This is a genomic window from [Borrelia] finlandensis (assembly GCF_000181875.2).
GTDB lineage: Bacteria > Spirochaetota > Spirochaetia > Borreliales > Borreliaceae > Borreliella > Borreliella finlandensis.
Window position 1 is genome coordinate 430,128 of sequence record NZ_ABJZ02000005.1, and the last position, 16,657, is coordinate 446,784.

Annotated in this window: 10 protein-coding genes, 2 tRNA genes and 4 rRNA genes; 5 read left to right on the top strand and 11 right to left on the bottom strand. The window is 34.6% G+C overall.

Going from position 1 to position 16,657, the window contains the following annotated elements; genetic code table 11:
- Window positions 1–18: 18 nt before the first annotated feature.
- The 5 genes from BSV1_RS03280 to BSV1_RS03300 form a co-directional block, all read right to left on the bottom strand.
- Window positions 19–2,947, bottom strand: a 23S ribosomal RNA gene (locus BSV1_RS03280).
- Window positions 2,948–3,128: 181 nt separating this feature from the next.
- Window positions 3,129–3,239 (bottom strand): 5S ribosomal RNA (rrf, locus tag BSV1_RS03285).
- A gap of 23 nt (window positions 3,240–3,262) precedes the next feature.
- A 23S ribosomal RNA gene (locus tag BSV1_RS03290) occupies window positions 3,263–6,191 on the bottom strand.
- Between the two features lie 204 nt (window positions 6,192–6,395).
- On the bottom strand, window positions 6,396–7,235 hold the full coding sequence (locus BSV1_RS03295) for a Cof-type HAD-IIB family hydrolase (RefSeq protein ID WP_008882818.1): 840 nt from the start codon (window positions 7,233–7,235) through the stop codon (window positions 6,396–6,398).
- A 123-nt stretch (window positions 7,236–7,358) separates the two neighbouring features.
- A complete protein-coding gene (locus BSV1_RS03300; RefSeq protein ID WP_008882420.1) occupies window positions 7,359–7,919 on the bottom strand; it encodes a DNA-3-methyladenine glycosylase in 561 nt (186 codons plus the stop codon).
- 370 nt (window positions 7,920–8,289) lie between these two features.
- Here BSV1_RS03300 and BSV1_RS03305 point away from each other — a divergent pair.
- A tRNA-Ile gene (locus BSV1_RS03305) sits at window positions 8,290–8,363 on the top strand.
- A gap of 639 nt (window positions 8,364–9,002) precedes the next feature.
- Here BSV1_RS03305 and BSV1_RS03310 read toward each other — a convergent pair.
- The 4 genes from BSV1_RS03310 to rsmI all read right to left on the bottom strand — a co-directional run bounded on the left by BSV1_RS03310 (window position 9,003) and on the right by rsmI (window position 12,318).
- Window positions 9,003–9,076, bottom strand: a tRNA-Ala gene (locus BSV1_RS03310).
- 178 nt (window positions 9,077–9,254) lie between these two features.
- Window positions 9,255–10,790 (bottom strand): 16S ribosomal RNA (locus BSV1_RS03315).
- Window positions 10,791–11,000: 210 nt separating this feature from the next.
- Window positions 11,001–11,549 carry a 2'-deoxyribosyltransferase gene (locus BSV1_RS03320; protein WP_008882723.1) on the bottom strand — a complete coding sequence of 183 codons (549 nt, stop codon included), beginning with the start codon at window positions 11,547–11,549 and terminating at the stop codon, window positions 11,001–11,003.
- A 94-nt stretch (window positions 11,550–11,643) separates the two neighbouring features.
- On the bottom strand, window positions 11,644–12,318 hold the full coding sequence (rsmI, locus tag BSV1_RS03325) for a 16S rRNA (cytidine(1402)-2'-O)-methyltransferase (RefSeq protein ID WP_039949603.1): 675 nt from the start codon (window positions 12,316–12,318) through the stop codon (window positions 11,644–11,646).
- Window positions 12,319–12,529: 211 nt separating this feature from the next.
- Here rsmI and BSV1_RS03330 point away from each other — a divergent pair, with 211 nt between their 5' ends.
- Window positions 12,530–12,847 (top strand): hypothetical protein, encoded by a 318-nt coding sequence (locus tag BSV1_RS03330; protein ID WP_039949549.1) that lies wholly within the window; start codon window positions 12,530–12,532, stop codon window positions 12,845–12,847.
- Window positions 12,848–12,876: 29 nt separating this feature from the next.
- On the opposite strand, the gene BSV1_RS03335 is transcribed toward BSV1_RS03330, so the two are convergent.
- Window positions 12,877–13,266 carry a DUF1893 domain-containing protein gene (locus tag BSV1_RS03335; RefSeq protein ID WP_008882668.1) on the bottom strand — a complete coding sequence of 130 codons (390 nt, stop codon included), beginning with the start codon at window positions 13,264–13,266 and terminating at the stop codon, window positions 12,877–12,879.
- A gap of 113 nt (window positions 13,267–13,379) precedes the next feature.
- Here BSV1_RS03335 and BSV1_RS03340 point away from each other — a divergent pair, with 113 nt between their 5' ends.
- From BSV1_RS03340 to BSV1_RS03350, 3 genes are all read left to right on the top strand, one after another.
- Entirely contained in the window at window positions 13,380–13,985 is a 606-nt protein-coding gene (locus BSV1_RS03340; RefSeq protein WP_008882425.1) for a YigZ family protein, read from the top strand.
- A gap of 109 nt (window positions 13,986–14,094) precedes the next feature.
- Window positions 14,095–14,847, top strand: a complete 753-nt coding sequence (locus tag BSV1_RS03345) for a ParA family protein (RefSeq protein ID WP_008882488.1) — start codon at window positions 14,095–14,097, stop codon at window positions 14,845–14,847.
- Between the two features lie 2 nt (window positions 14,848–14,849).
- Window positions 14,850–15,563 carry a hypothetical protein gene (locus BSV1_RS03350; protein ID WP_008882791.1) on the top strand — a complete coding sequence of 238 codons (714 nt, stop codon included), beginning with the start codon at window positions 14,850–14,852 and terminating at the stop codon, window positions 15,561–15,563.
- Window positions 15,564–15,819: 256 nt separating this feature from the next.
- Here the strand turns inward: BSV1_RS03350 and BSV1_RS03355 are convergent, their stop codons facing one another.
- The gene (locus tag BSV1_RS03355; protein WP_008882324.1) at window positions 15,820–16,602 is read right to left on the bottom strand and encodes a ParB/RepB/Spo0J family partition protein; all 783 of its coding nucleotides are present in this window, start codon (window positions 16,600–16,602) and stop codon (window positions 15,820–15,822) included.
- Window positions 16,603–16,657 lie beyond the last annotated feature (55 nt).

The window sequence follows — 16,657 nt, forward strand, 5'->3', positions numbered from 1 at the left end:
TACAAGGAAGACAAAAATATGGCCAAAGATATGGGTAATTAGTATTAGTCAGCTTAATATATTACTATACTTACACTTCTAACCTATCGACCTGGTATTCTTCCAGGACCCTTAAAGGATATCTCATCTTGAGGAAGGCTTCCCACTTAGATGCTTTCAGCGGTTATCCTTTCCGAACGTAGCTACCCAGCACTTACCCTTGGCAGGATAACTGGTACACTAGAGGTTCGTCCATCTCGGTCCTCTCGTACTAAAGATAGCTCCTCTCAAATATCCAACGCTTGTGGCAGATAGGGACCAAACTGTCTCACGACGTTCTGAACCCAGCTCGCGTACCGCTTTAAATGGCGAACAGCCATACCCTTAGGACCTGCTCCAGCCCTAGGATGCGATGAGCCGACATCGAGGTGCCAAACCCTTCCGTCGATGTGAACTCTTGGGAAGGATAAGCCTGTTATCCCCGGAGTACCTTTTATTCGTTAAGTGACGGCGCTTCCACTTGCCACCGCCAGATCACTAAGACCTACTTTCGTATCTGTTCGACTTGTCAGTCTTACAGTTAAGCTACCTTATGCCTTTACACTTACAGAGTGATTTCCAACCACTCTAAGGTAACCTTTGCGCACCTCCGTTACTCTTTAGGAGGCGACCGCCCCAGTCAAACTACCCACCTGGCACTCTCCTCATATTTCTATAAGTTAGAAACCTAATTAAACAAGGGTGGTATTTCAAGATTGACTCCACTACCCCTAACGAGATAGCTTCAAAGTCTCCCACCTATCCTACACATATTTAATCAAATCTCAATACCAAGCTATAGTAAAGGTTCACGGGGTCTTTCCGTCTAACCACAAGTAATCGGCATCTTCACCGATACTTCAATTTCACCGAGCTCCACGTTGAGACAGCGTCCAAATCGTTACACCATTCGTGCGGGTCGGAACTTACCCGACAAGGAATTTCGCTACCTTAGGACCGTTATAGTTACGGCCGCCGTTTACTGGGGCTTAAATTCAATGCTTCGCATAAACTAACATCTCCTCTTAACCTTCCAGCACCGGGCAGGTGTCAGTCCCTATACTTCTCTTTACAGATTTGCAGAGACCTGTGTTTTTGGTAAACAGTCGTTTGGACCATTTTTATGCTACCTAATTGCTTAGGTCGTACTTATCCCGAAGTTACGTACGTATTTTGCAGAGTTCCTTAACGTGGATTCTCTCGCGCGCCTTAGAATTTTCATCCCACCTACCTGTGTCGGTTTGCGGTACGGTCCCTTATAGCCTAACCTTAGAAGCTATTTCTTGGCACCTTGACTACCTACATTTCATGCTACCTAAATAGCACTCATTATCACATCTTAGCTCTCTTAACGGATTTTCCTATTAAGATCATCGCCTTAATGCTTAAACTAGGACAACCATCGCCTAGCAGTAGTTAACCTCATGCGTCACTCCATCGAAACTATAAGAGGTACGGGAATATTAACCCGTTTCCCATCGACTACACTTTTCAGCTTTGCCTTAGGGGCCGACTAACCCTGGGAAGACGACCTTTACCCAGGAAACCTTAGGTTTTCGGCGAATGGGAATCTCACCCATTTTTTCGTTACTCATACCTGCATTCTCACTTCTGATACCTCCATCAAACTTTCCAGCTTAACTTCTCTGGCTTACAGAACGCTCCCCTACCATCTTAACTTTCGTTAAGATCCAAAGCTTCGGTAATGTGTTTAGCCCCGTTACATTATCGGCGCTTAAGTACTCGACCAGTGAGCTATTACGCACTCTTTAAAGGTATGGCTGCTTCTAAGCCAACCTCCTGGCTGTTTACGTACCTAAACCTCCTTTTCCACTTAACACATTTTTGAGACCTTAGCTGTTGGTCTGGGTTGTTTCCCTCTCGACTATGAACCTTATCGCCCATAGTCTCACTCCTATTCATCATTTAATAGCATTCGGAGTTTAACTGAGTTTGGTACCCTTTGACAGGCCCTAGCTCAATTAGTGCTCTACCTCTATTAAACTAAAATAAGGCTGAACTTAAATCCATTTCGGGGAGAACCAGCTATCTCCGAGTTTGTTTAGCCTTTCACTCCTATTCACAGCTCATCCCTGCCTTTTTAAACAGACTAGAGTTCGGCCCTCCACTTGGCTTTACCCAAGCTTCAGCCTGGCCATAAATAGATCACTCGGCTTCGGGTCTACCACATCTAACTAAATCGCCCTTTTAAGACTCGCTTTCGCTTCGACTCCAGCACTTCTATGCTTTAATCTTGCTAGACATGATAACTCGCAGGTTCATTATGCAAAAGGCACGCCATCACCGCAATAAATTACGGCTTTGACTGCTTGTAAGTCTACGGTTTCAGTTCTATTTCACTCCCCTCCCGGGGTTCTTTTCACCTTTCCCTCACGGTACTCTTCTCTATCGGTAGCTTTCTAGTATTTAGCCTTGGAGAGTGGTCTCCCCAGCTTCAAACAAGGTTTCTCGTGCCTCGTCCTACTCAGGAACATTTTAAAAAGATATTTACATTTAAATTACAGGACTATCACCTTCTTTGGTTAAACTTTCCAGATTATTCTTCTATATAAACATTTTGTAACTTTTTTGCTTATTACAGACTAAGCTTAAACGTCCTACAACCCCATAAATGCAACGCTCTGCAGCTTGACACATTTAAAGTTTGGGCTACTCCCTTTTCGCTCGCCACTACTAAGGGAATCTCTTTGATTTCTTTTCCTCAGGGTACTTAGATGGTTCACTTCCCCTGGTATCGCCTCTATTATCTAAATAATAGATAGCTAGCATCTTGCTAGCTGGATTACTCCATTCGGTAATCTTGGGATCAATAAATGTTTGCTTCTCCCCCAAGCTTTTCGCAGCTTACCACGACCTTCTTCGCCTTAAAGCTCCTAGGCATTCACCATAGACTCTTATTACTTTGACCATATTTTTATCTTCCATCTCTATTTTGCCAATTTGTTTATGCAACATAAAGTAATATATATCTTTGTTTAATACATGTCAATATATATTTCATTTTTTATGTTATTTAAATAACACATTCAAAAACACTAATATTTAAAAACGCAAAAATAAAATCAAAGTTAAAAGCATAAAAACAAAAACCCTGGCAATAACCTACTCTCCCGCGAACTCGCAGTACCATCAGCGAATAAGAGCTTAACTTCTGTGTTCGGAATGATAACAGGTGTTTCCTCTTTTCTTTAACCACCAGGGTTTTTATAAGGAAGACAAAAATATGGCCAAAGATACGGGTAATTAGTATTAGTCAGCTTAATATATTGCTATACTTACACTTCTAACCTATCAACCTGGTATTCTTCCAGGACCCTTAAAGGATATCTCATCTTGAGGAAGGCTTCCCACTTAGATGCTTTCAGCGGTTATCCTTTCCGAACGTAGCTACCCAGCACTTACCCTTGGCAGGATAACTGGTACACTAGAGGTTCGTCCATCTCGGTCCTCTCGTACTAAAGATAGCTCCTCTCAAATATCCAACGCTTGTGGCAGATAGGGACCAAACTGTCTCACGACGTTCTGAACCCAGCTCGCGTACCGCTTTAAATGGCGAACAGCCATACCCTTAGGACCTGCTCCAGCCCTAGGATGCGATGAGCCGACATCGAGGTGCCAAACCCTTCCGTCGATGTGAACTCTTGGGAAGGATAAGCCTGTTATCCCCGGAGTACCTTTTATTCGTTAAGTGACGGCGCTTCCACTTGCCACCGCCAGATCACTAAGACCTACTTTCGTATCTGTTCGACTTGTCAGTCTTACAGTTAAGCTACCTTATGCCTTTACACTTACAGAGTGATTTCCAACCACTCTAAGGTAACCTTTGCGCACCTCCGTTACTCTTTAGGAGGCGACCGCCCCAGTCAAACTACCCACCTGGCACTCTCCTCATATTTCTATAAGTTAGAAACCTAATTAAACAAGGGTGGTATTTCAAGATTGACTCCACTACCCCTAACGAGATAGCTTCAAAGTCTCCCACCTATCCTACACATATTTAATCAAATCTCAATACCAAGCTATAGTAAAGGTTCACGGGGTCTTTCCGTCTAACCACAAGTAATCGGCATCTTCACCGATACTTCAATTTCACCGAGCTCCACGTTGAGACAGCGTCCAAATCGTTACACCATTCGTGCGGGTCGGAACTTACCCGACAAGGAATTTCGCTACCTTAGGACCGTTATAGTTACGGCCGCCGTTTACTGGGGCTTAAATTCAATGCTTCGCATAAACTAACATCTCCTCTTAACCTTCCAGCACCGGGCAGGTGTCAGTCCCTATACTTCTCTTTACAGATTTGCAGAGACCTGTGTTTTTGGTAAACAGTCGTTTGGACCATTTTTATGCTACCTAATTGCTTAGGTCGTACTTATCCCGAAGTTACGTACGTATTTTGCAGAGTTCCTTAACGTGGATTCTCTCGCGCGCCTTAGAATTTTCATCCCACCTACCTGTGTCGGTTTGCGGTACGGTCCCTTATAGCCTAACCTTAGAAGCTATTTCTTGGCACCTTGACTACCTACATTTCATGCTACCTAAATAGCACTCATTATCACATCTTAGCTCTCTTAACGGATTTTCCTATTAAGATCATCGCCTTAATGCTTAAACTAGGACAACCATCGCCTAGCAGTAGTTAACCTCATGCGTCACTCCATCGAAACTATAAGAGGTACGGGAATATTAACCCGTTTCCCATCGACTACACTTTTCAGCTTTGCCTTAGGGGCCGACTAACCCTGGGAAGACGACCTTTACCCAGGAAACCTTAGGTTTTCGGCGAATGGGAATCTCACCCATTTTTTCGTTACTCATACCTGCATTCTCACTTCTGATACCTCCATCAAACTTTCCAGCTTAACTTCTCTGGCTTACAGAACGCTCCCCTACCATCTTAACTTTCGTTAAGATCCAAAGCTTCGGTAATGTGTTTAGCCCCGTTACATTATCGGCGCTTAAGTACTCGACCAGTGAGCTATTACGCACTCTTTAAAGGTATGGCTGCTTCTAAGCCAACCTCCTGGCTGTTTACGTACCTAAACCTCCTTTTCCACTTAACACATTTTTGAGACCTTAGCTGTTGGTCTGGGTTGTTTCCCTCTCGACTATGAACCTTATCGCCCATAGTCTCACTCCTATTCATCATTTAATAGCATTCGGAGTTTAACTGAGTTTGGTACCCTTTGACAGGCCCTAGCTCAATTAGTGCTCTACCTCTATTAAACTAAAATAAGGCTGAACTTAAATCCATTTCGGGGAGAACCAGCTATCTCCGAGTTTGTTTAGCCTTTCACTCCTATTCACAGCTCATCCCTGCCTTTTTAAACAGACTAGAGTTCGGCCCTCCACTTGGTTTTACCCAAGCTTCAGCCTGGCCATAAATAGATCACTCGGCTTCGGGTCTACCACATCTAACTAAATCGCCCTTTTAAGACTCGCTTTCGCTTCGACTCCAGCACTTCTATGCTTTAATCTTGCTAGACATGATAACTCGCAGGTTCATTATGCAAAAGGCACGCCATCACCGCAATAAATTACGGCTTTGACTGCTTGTAAGTCTACGGTTTCAGTTCTATTTCACTCCCCTCCCGGGGTTCTTTTCACCTTTCCCTCACGGTACTCTTCTCTATCGGTAGCTTTCTAGTATTTAGCCTTGGAGAGTGGTCTCCCCAGCTTCAAACAAGGTTTCTCGTGCCTCGTCCTACTCAGGAACATTTTAAAAAGATATTTACATTTAAATTACAGGACTATCACCTTCTTTGGTTAAACTTTCCAGATTATTCTTCTATATAAATATTTTGTAACTTTTTTGCTTATTACAGACTAAGCTTAAACGTCCTACAACCCCATAAATGCAACGCTCTGCAGCTTGACACATTTAAAGTTTGGGCTACTCCCTTTTCGCTCGCCACTACTAAGGGAATCTCTTTGATTTCTTTTCCTCAGGGTACTTAGATGGTTCACTTCCCCTGGTATCGCCTCTATTATCTAAATAATAGATAGCTAGCATCTTGCTAGCTGGATTACTCCATTCGGTAATCTTGGGATCAATAAATGTTTGCTTCTCCCCCAAGCTTTTCGCAGCTTACCACGACCTTCTTCGCCTTAAAGCTCCTAGGCATTCACCATAGACTCTTATTACTTTGACCATATTTTTATCTTCCATCTCTATTTTGCCAATTTGTTTATGCAACATAAAATAATATATATCTTTGTTTAATCCATGTCAATACTTATTACAATATTTTAATAAATAAATTTTCAAAAATACATTATAAGTAAAAAATTTATATTTTAAATAGAAAATCCTACTAAAAATAAATTAAATGGATTAAACATTTAAATATAAATTATTAATATTTAATATTAAGCTCAAAAAAATCAATTAAAAACCTAGCAACACCATCCTCATTATTACTAAATCTTGTTATTTCATTCTTTGCTAAATTAATTTTAAGAAATTCATTGGCATTTTTCATTAAAACCCCTTTACCAAGATTTTTAAGCATTTCATAATCATTATTATTATCTCCAAAAGCTAAAACATCACACAATGGAATGCTTTCAAGAAAAGCAATATTTTTAATAGCATTATATTTGTTAGCATTAATATTGGTAACCTCTAATAAATCTTTAGAAGAAAAAAACACTCTTGTGTCCTGAAAATCTTTACTTTTAATCTCATTGTCAAGTTTATTAAGAATTACCAAATCGTCACAATAATAAACAATCTTAGAAACAGAATCAACGTTTAATTTAGTCAAATCTCCAATAATAACATTTAAGCCCAAATCCTTAATAAAATGTTTCATAATGGGGCTTTTAACATCTGCATTAGAATACCAAGTGTCAAAAGTATAAAGATTAACATCAACATTATCTGTATGTATCTTGAGAATTTCTTTTGCTAAGTCATAATTCATTGCATATCTAAAAATTAAATTTTCTTGCAAAAACACTTCAGCCCCATTCGCCGTTACAAGATAATTTTCATTAATACCAATTTCTTTTAATTGGCTCCTTATATTTTTAACTTCACTCAATCTTCTACCGGTTGCAATAATTATTTTAAAATCTTTCTTCAAAGCCAAAAAAACCTCAAGGGTTAAAAAGGCAATCTCATGGTTATTATTCAACAAAGTGCCATCAAGGTCAAAAACCAGCATTTTATATCTTTTATAATTAGAATTCATATATAAATCTCTCTTTTAAGATATACTATCACAAATAATTTATTCTTAATAAATTATTCTTAAAGCATAAAATAATAAAATTTAATAATATTATATTTTTAAAAAAATATAATTAAATGAAAATCAACGCCTTGAAACAAATTTGTTATCTTTGATATAAAACCTCCAAAGCTTGTTTATATCACTCTCTTGTGCATAATCAATATTAATTCTTTTTGAACAAACTATATTAAAATCTAGATTCAAACCTCTTTGTAAAAAAAGCTCATTATTCCCAATAAGATCAACTTTATTAAAAGTTAAATCAATGTTTAAAAATTTTGTAAGTTTTCCAGGACCATTAGTAAAAATGCTTTTCTCTCCCAATAATGGAGAAATAGGCTCTACACTTCTGATTAAAACAGCTTGAGGATTATTTTTATCTGAAGTCACAACGTTAAACATATAATGTATACCATATATTATATACACATAAAAATATCCCCCTATTCTATACATAGCATTCGTGCGATTTGTTATCTTGCCGCCATAAGAATGACAAGCGCTATCTTTTATCCCCATATAAGCTTCCGTTTCAACAATTCTGGTAACTATTTCCTCTTTGTCGATCTTTCTGATCAACAAATTACCAAGCAATAACTTTGCAACGGTAGTAGCATCTTGCAAAAAAAAATATCGATCCATAAACTCAATTTTAAAACAAGATAATAATAATAATTACCAAAACACACATGTAAAACATAAAAACATATTGCCCAGAATAAAAATAAAAACTAAAATCATTTAATCACCCAATAAATACATATTTTAATAAATTCTTGGTTAGTTAATAAATTTTTTTGATTAAAAATCAAAAAAATTTAAGAAGTTGAACTAGTTTAACTTAAATCAGCTTATATGAAAATGCTAATCTAAAATATAAAATATCGAACATTGACAAATATATAAAAAATTATAAACTATATGCAATATCTCTTATATCTTGAAAAGATATAAGAGATATTGACAAAATCATAAGATTTAAATAAAATTTGTAAAGAATTGATATGCTTAGGGGATCATAGCTCAGGTGGTTAGAGCGCAGGTCTGATAAACCTGAGGTCGGATGTTCAACTCATCCTGGTCCCAATGTATTCCATTGTTTTAAGGGCGGCAGTACTGCTTTAAGCTATAATTAATAAGAAAGACAAAAATTTATTCAATTTCTATATTAAGGAATATAAGATTACTAACGATTCCAACTTTATAGCACTGAGTGTCGGGCAAATCCAAACTGAAATCTGTTTTATAGTATTTTGCTTAGCTTTTTTGGGTTATTGCTGCAAACTTGTAACCTAAAACATAAGAGCGATGACGATTTAATGTAACTCTTATCTTCCTTCAACTTATAACTGGCAGTCTTATCCGAATCCCTACCACTAAATACTGACAACGATAACAAGGGCTTTGGCTCGCTACAATACTTGTCCTTCTCTCAGACATCACACTTAGTAATCTACATTATTTCCTAACTAAAAACTATTTACTAAATGCAGATCGTTTATAAAATAGGCTGCTGAAAAATATAATCCTGCTTGATCCTTGTGCTTTAGTGAAACAACTTTGGATTTTATCTAAAGCTTGCTTTCGCTTCTAGACATTCTTATTAATATCAATAGATCCCAACTTAACCCAGAAATTTTAACTTCCTCTGTTTCACATTCCAACAATTACTTTAACAAAGTTACTTAAAAACATACTTAATTACAATTTAGGGCATAAGCCCAATGGAGGTTAAGGGACTCGAACCCTTGACCCTCGGCTTGCAAAGCCGATGCTCTAGCCAACTGAGCTAAACCCCCAAAATGACCTAAAATTAAGTCTAAGTCTAATAAAGCTATTTAATATCAACAATAAAAAATTTAATACATAAACTTCTCTTAAACTTACAGAAATAACACTGGTTTTAAAAACTCTCTTATCAAAAGAAAAGAGTAGGGAAGAGTTAATGGAATTAGCCTTAGTTTATCTTTCTCTTAGAAAGGAGGTGATCCAGCCGCACTTTCCAGTACGGCTACCTTGTTACGACTTCACCCCCCTCACTAAACATACCTTAAATACCTTCCTCCCTTACGGGTTAGAATAATAGCTTCGGGTATCCTCAACTCGGGTGGTGTGACGGGCGGTGTGTACAAGGCCCGAGAACGTATTCACCGTATCATTCTGATATACGATTACTAGCGATTCCAACTTCATGAAGTCGAGTTTCAGACTTCAATCCGGACTGAGACCTGCTTTATGCGTTTTGCTTCACATCACTGTTTCGCTTCGCTTTGTACAGGCCATTGTAGCACGTGTGTAGCCCAGGACATAAGGGCCATGATGATTTGACGTCATCCTCACCTTCCTCCGACTTATCACCGGCAGTCTTATCTGAGTCCCCACCATTACATGCTGGTAACAGATAACAAGGGTTGCGCTCGTTGCGGGACTTAACCCAACACCTCACAGCACGAGCTGACGACAACCATGCAGCACCTGTATATAGACCCCAAACGGGGAATAATTATCTCTAACTATATCCTATATATGTCAAGCCCTGGTAAGGTTCCTCGCGTATCATCGAATTAAACCACATGCTCCACCGCTTGTGCGGGCCCCCGTCAATTCCTTTGAGTTTCACTCTTGCGAGCATACTCCCCAGGCGGCACACTTAACACGTTAGCTTCGGTACTAACTTTTAGTTAACACCAAGTGTGCATCGTTTACAGCGTAGACTACCAGGGTATCTAATCCTGTTTGCTCCCTACGCTTTCGTGACTCAGCGTCAGTCTTGACCCAGAAGTTCGCCTTCGCCTCCGGTATTCTTTCTGATATCAACAGATTCCACCCTTACACCAGAAATTCTAACTTCCTCTATCAGACTCTAGACATATAGTTTCCAACATAGGTCCACAGTTGAGCTGTGGTATTTTATGCATAGACTTATATATCCGCCTACTCACCCTTTACGCCCAATAATCCCGAACAACGCTCGCCCCTTACGTATTACCGCGGCTGCTGGCACGTAATTAGCCGGGGCTTATTCATAAATTAACGTCATCACTTTGTCATTTCCTACAAAGCTTATTCCTCATTTATAAAAGAATTTTACAATCTTTCGACCTTCTTCATTCACGCAGTGTCGCTCCGTCAGGCTTTCGCCCATTGCGGAAGATTCTTAGCTGCTGCCTCCCGTAGGAGTCTGGACCGTATCTCAGTTCCAGTGTGACCGTTCACCCTCTCAGGCCGGTTACTTATCATCGCCTTGGTAGGCATTTACCCTACCAACTAGCTAATAAGACGCAGACTCATCTACAAGCGAAGCTTTAAAGGCTTCCTTTCATCAATTAACAAATTAATTGACCTTATTCGGTATTAGCTACTATTTCTAATAGTTATCCCCATCTCATAGGTAGATCATCCACGCGTTACTCACCCGTTCGCCACTGAATGTATTGCTACATCCCGTTTGACTTGCATGCTTAAGACGCACTGCCAGCGTTAGTTCTAAGCCAGGATCAAACTCTTCGTTATTTTATTTTTTTATTTAAAAAAATTAACAGGTTTTGTTTATTCTTTTGGCTTTTAACCTTACTTAACTCTTCCCTTCTCTCATCTTCCAATAATCATTTCAACCTTTAATACTTTAACAAAAGAAGAATCATATTGTCAATACCTTTGCATTATTTTTATTAATATAAAATGTAAAAAAATAAATTTTATTAATAAACCGCAATAAAAGCATTAACAGCCACACTTTTCATTAGCAGGTAAAGTTGTAAAAATTTTTTTTAATTTATTTCCCAATTTAGCTTTTAAATAATCAAAAAAGGTTCTGAAATTTTCATTATCTCCTTTAAACTTAATCCACAATTCTTTAAAGGTTAAAATTCCTTCCCTAAGATCCTTGTAATTGGAAAAAGCAGCAGTACAGTCGCTATACATTAAATTATAAAAATCAGAATCTTGTTTATCTTTAAAAAAATCTATACTTGGTATTTTCTTGGCAAAGGCGAATCCTCTCTCATAAGCCGTGCCAGAATCAACATAATTAACCAAGGCTAAAACAATATCGCTACTAACTAACTCTTTTAAATCTATTTCTCTTATCTTCTCCCTTATATCTCTATTTGCAAACTTATAATCAACCTTCTCAAGCAATCCCATCTTTTTGACAGCATGATGCTCTGGAGAAAATACTTCTAAATTAAACTCTTCAAGAAATTTCAAAACCTCATCCCTTAGTTTAATTTCCTCTTCCTTAAAAAATGGAGAGGCTAAATAAATCTTCATAAAAACCCCTATCAAAATTCAAGTATAACACAATAAATCAATCGGGTAAAATCAAGAATAAATAAATTTTTAAAATCTAAGTAGAAAACATTTATTATGAACGACTTCTGCTGACTAGAATAGTAAACTCTCCTTTAACCTTCTCCTTGCTCGATTCAAAATATTTTTTTAATTCTAAAGGTTTGCCAATTTGATATTCTTCATAAATTTTTGTCATCTCGCGACCAATAAGAACCTTTGCATCTAAACTAACAGAAGAAATTTCAACAAGCAATTTCAAAATTCTATGACCAGATTCAAGCAGAACAAAAGCATCTCCCCTTTTATATAGCTCAGCAATTCTTTTAAATCTTTTAAGACCTTTGTTAGGCAAAAATCCCTCAAAAAACACTGATTTATCTCTAAAAGGATTAACACTTACAATTGTATTAAAAGAACTTACTCCAGGAATTGGACAAACCTTGTATCCCCCTCTAAAAGCAGCAGCAACTAATAAGCTACCCGGATCACTAAGCCCCGGAGTACCAGCATCGCTAACAAAAGCAACAGAATTTTCTTTTGCCAAATAATCCAATAGCAAGCTTATCTTTTTGCTTTCTGTTACGGCATTACAAGAAATCATTTTTTTATTAATTTTATATCGAGACAAAAGTTTGCTAGTGACTCTCGTATCTTCCGCAAAGATAACATTTACCGATTTTAAAACATCAATTGCTCTATAGGTAATATCTTCTAAATTGCCTATTGGCGTACCAACAATATATAACACAGCTCCTTTTAATTCCTCCAAAACCAAAAATGAATAAAATATATTAAAAGCATTTTTCTTAATGATAAAAATCTAAAACCTTTTACTCACCAAATACAAGAATAAGGCATAAGCCATATTTTATATGTCTATCAAAATACTTGCTTTTGTATTATATTTAGTTATATCATTAAGTATTAATGATTAAAAAGTTAAAAGAAAGGGAAAATTTATGTTTGCATTAATTAGAAAAATATTTATGATCTATTTTCTATGCATTACTCTTGCAGGTTTTGCCATGATTTTTATTGACAGCAAATTTACCGAACAGCCTGATGTTAAAGAAAATCAAAGCAAAATTAATCAACATACAATTGAACCCAATTTAATCATGTTTACATCTTCTATAGGAGGATTTTTAGGTGTTTATGCTGGAATTTGGATCTTTAACTATGACAAAAGCAATTTTTACCTAAATTGGGGAAATTTAATAATATTAATATACAACATAGCCCTAATTATCACTGTCTACTCAAAGTCACATAGTTAGCTAAAATATGGCTCAATTATTTTCATAATTTATAAATTATTGACTATAATACCTCTTTTAATCATATACTTATAAACCTCTTCAGGATTTTCTAAGCTTTCAATCAAGCTTTCTGCCCTGTCATTTATTTTTTCTACCAATTTTTTATAAGTCACTTTTATTCCTCTACTTTCTAAAAAATCCTTTGCAGGTTGAGAAACAACCCCGGCTTGAACATTTTGAAGCCCTATATTATAAATAATAACGGCTGCTGCCTTGCCCACAACTTTATCATAAATTTCAAGTCCTTCTTTATTCTGGATATACTTATTGATAAAATTATCTACTTCTAAAAGAGGCTTCAATCCTCTTTCCATATTAGAATAAAGTATTTTATGATCTTTAAACAACCTTAATGTTGGATTCAAGCCTGATATCATTTTTACCTCTTTTCTGGATATTTATAAAAATCAATAATAAAAACAAACACTATTAATAATATACATAAACAATAAATACTGCAATATCTAAAAAGATAGTATACTTACGTTATATGATATTTGTGCCAAAAAACAATAGTAATTCTAAAATTGAAATAAAGAAGTCCATCTTTGTTTCATATATTTTTAATATTGAAAAAAAAGACGATATAAATAAAACTATTAAAAAATACAAAATAAAATTTAAAAATGCTACTCATGTAGTTTATGGATTTAGAATCGGAAACAAAAACTCATTTCTAAATGGAATGAGTGATGATCGAGAACCTAATTTAACAGCTGGAAAGCCTACATTGGATGCCATAATACATAACAATTTAACTGATACTTTAATAATCACATTGCGATATTTTGGAGGCACTTTGCTTGGTAGAGGGGGATTAATCAAAGCATATTACAAGTCTGCCAAAGAAGTCATTAATAATACATCCACAATGGAAAAAGAAGAATTAGAAATTTTAAGCTTAAATTTAACTTACAACCAATACAATTCATTATTAAAAATGAAAAATAAACTTGAAATAGAAATAATAGACTCAAACTTTTCAAACAAAATAAACACTTCAATTAAATTCAAAACAAAAAATAAACAAAAAATATCGGAATTTTTTATAGAAAATGGCTTAATTCAAGAAATTTTAAAGTTTAATAAAGAATAATATGCATGTCAAATAATCAAATATTTAAAAACTAATTTAAAATATTATTATTTTTATCATTTATGTTTTAAAATATAAAAACAAAACCAAATAAAAAGAGAAAATTTATATGAAAATAATATCTGTAATCAATCAAAAAGGGGGCGTAGGAAAAACCACAAGCGCCATTAATATTTCTTATTCAATGACCCTGCTTAATAAAAAAATTCTTCTAATAGATATTGATTCGCAAGGAAACTCCACTAGCGGCACGAATACCTCGGAGCATATAGCCGAAAAATCAAGCTATGAACTTATTAACAAAAAAATAAAGGTCAAACCCTTAAATCATTTTGGATTAGACATAATTCCTTCTAGTATTAAATTAGCTTTGCTTGAAAAAGAATTAATAAATGAACTTTCAAGAGAAAATTTTTTAAAAAATGCATTAACACTGTATGAAAAAGATAAATATGATTTTATTATTATCGACTGCCCCCCCACACTTTCAATATTAACTATAAATGCCCTTATTGCAAGCAATTACTTGTTAATACCAATTGAAACGGAATTTTTTGCATTTGAAGGCATAAATCAACTAATAGATACAATAAATACTGTAAAGCAAATAAATAAAAATTTAGAGATTGCGGGTGTTTTTATAAACAAATACGACATAAGGAACAAAAGTAAAGAAAAATATGTAAACTCGCTAAAAAAAGTTTTTAAAGAAAAACTTTTAAATACAAAAATAAGGAAAAATATAACTATTTCAAAATCCCAAGAAGCAAAAATGCCTGTATATGAATATGAAAAAGAAAGCAATGCTGCAAAAGATTTTTTAGAGCTCTCAAAAGAGATAATAAACAAAATTAAGGAATAGCCATGTCTGACAATTTAGAAACTTTAATGTTTCTAATGGGTAAAAAATTAGAAACATCTTTAAACAATTCAGAAAATACTGAAAAAAAAGAAATTATTTCGATTGAAAGAAAAAACTTTGACTACAATAAGCTAGATAAAGATATTTCTGATTTTTTAAAAAAAAAGCAATATGAAATTTTCAATATTTTCAACAACACTTATACAAAAATTGGAAAGATACTTAAAGACGCACAAGACAAATTAAAAGGAAACAATCAATATAACGGGCTTTTTTATCAGTGGTTCAAAAGCATGGGATTTAAAAAAGACAAGGTTTACGCTTTAATATCAAGATACAATCTGCTTGTCGAAAATTCCGACAAGCAGCTCACTATAGAAAAATTACCTTTATCATTATCATATGAAATATCTAAAAAATCTTGTCCCCCTATTTTAAAAACCGAAGTTTTAAATGGCAAAATAAATTCTTTAAAAGAATTTAAAATTGTTTATAAAAAAAGTTTTGATTTAAAGGATACGCGCAAACCATTACTTAAAAAAAACGAAAAATATGAAAATGACATAAAAGAAGTATTAGATTTTATATTAAAAAATATAATAGAATTTAAAAATATCGAATTTAACAAATTAAGACAAGAAAACTTAAAATTATTTTTAAATTCTATTTTAGAAATAAAGAAAAAAATAAAATATATTAAAAATAATTCTATTTAAATTTACAGCTGCACTAATAAGAATATATAAATATATTCTTATTGTTCATTTTTTAAATATTAATTTTTTTTACTTTTAAATTTAACTACAAATAACAAAATATAAACTTTGCCCTTTTTTTAAAGCCCAATATTTCTTTATAGAAACTAAACAATTTTAAAATAAGCTTAAAAAATATTGTGACAAATACCTAGAAATAAAAATGCTCATAAAATTAAGAAAAGATATTTTACAATCTTTAAATTATAAAAACAATTTAGCTACTATGCCCAAAAAAGGAAACAATCCTTTTTAAATCACCCGCAGTAAAATACTCTATCTCTATTTTACCTTTATTTTGATTCCCTTTGATATCTATTTTTGTTTGGATTTTATCAAATAGAAATTCTTTTATATTGTTTAAAAAAGGATCTTCTTCCAGCTCTCTTTTTTTTACTATGGATTTAGAAAAATTTTTAACATATTTTTCTGTATCTCTTACAGAAAAATTTTTTTTAAGTATCATTAAATAAAGATTATACCTGTCTTGCCTGTCTTTTAAGGATAAAATAACTTTAGCATGCCCAAAAGAAATTTCTTTTCTATGTACTGCATTTAATATTTCTTGCTCAAGATCTAAAATTCTAACTAAATTTGAAATATAGGTCCTACTTTTACCAATTTTTTCAGATAAATCCTTTTGAGTTAACGAATATTTATTCATTACATTTTTATAGGCATAAGCCTCTTCAACAGGAGTAAAATTTTCTCTTTGAATATTTTCAACCAAAGGCATAAAATCTCTACAGGATTCTTTTATGTCAACCTCGATGACAGGAATATTTGTCAACTTAATAAGTTTAGCAGCCCTAAACCTTCTTTCTCCTACTATTATTTTATATCTATCATTTGCTTTGCAAACAATTAAAGGTTGCAAAATTCCATTTTCTTTTATAGAAATGCTTAGTTCTTCTAATTCAACAAGACTAACAGATTTCCTTGGCTGATCATTATCAATATCTAAAAGGTGAATATCTATCATTTTAAAAACTACATCCATATTGTCAGAACCTCCTATAACACAAAATTTTACCAGGTTATAATATTGAATTACA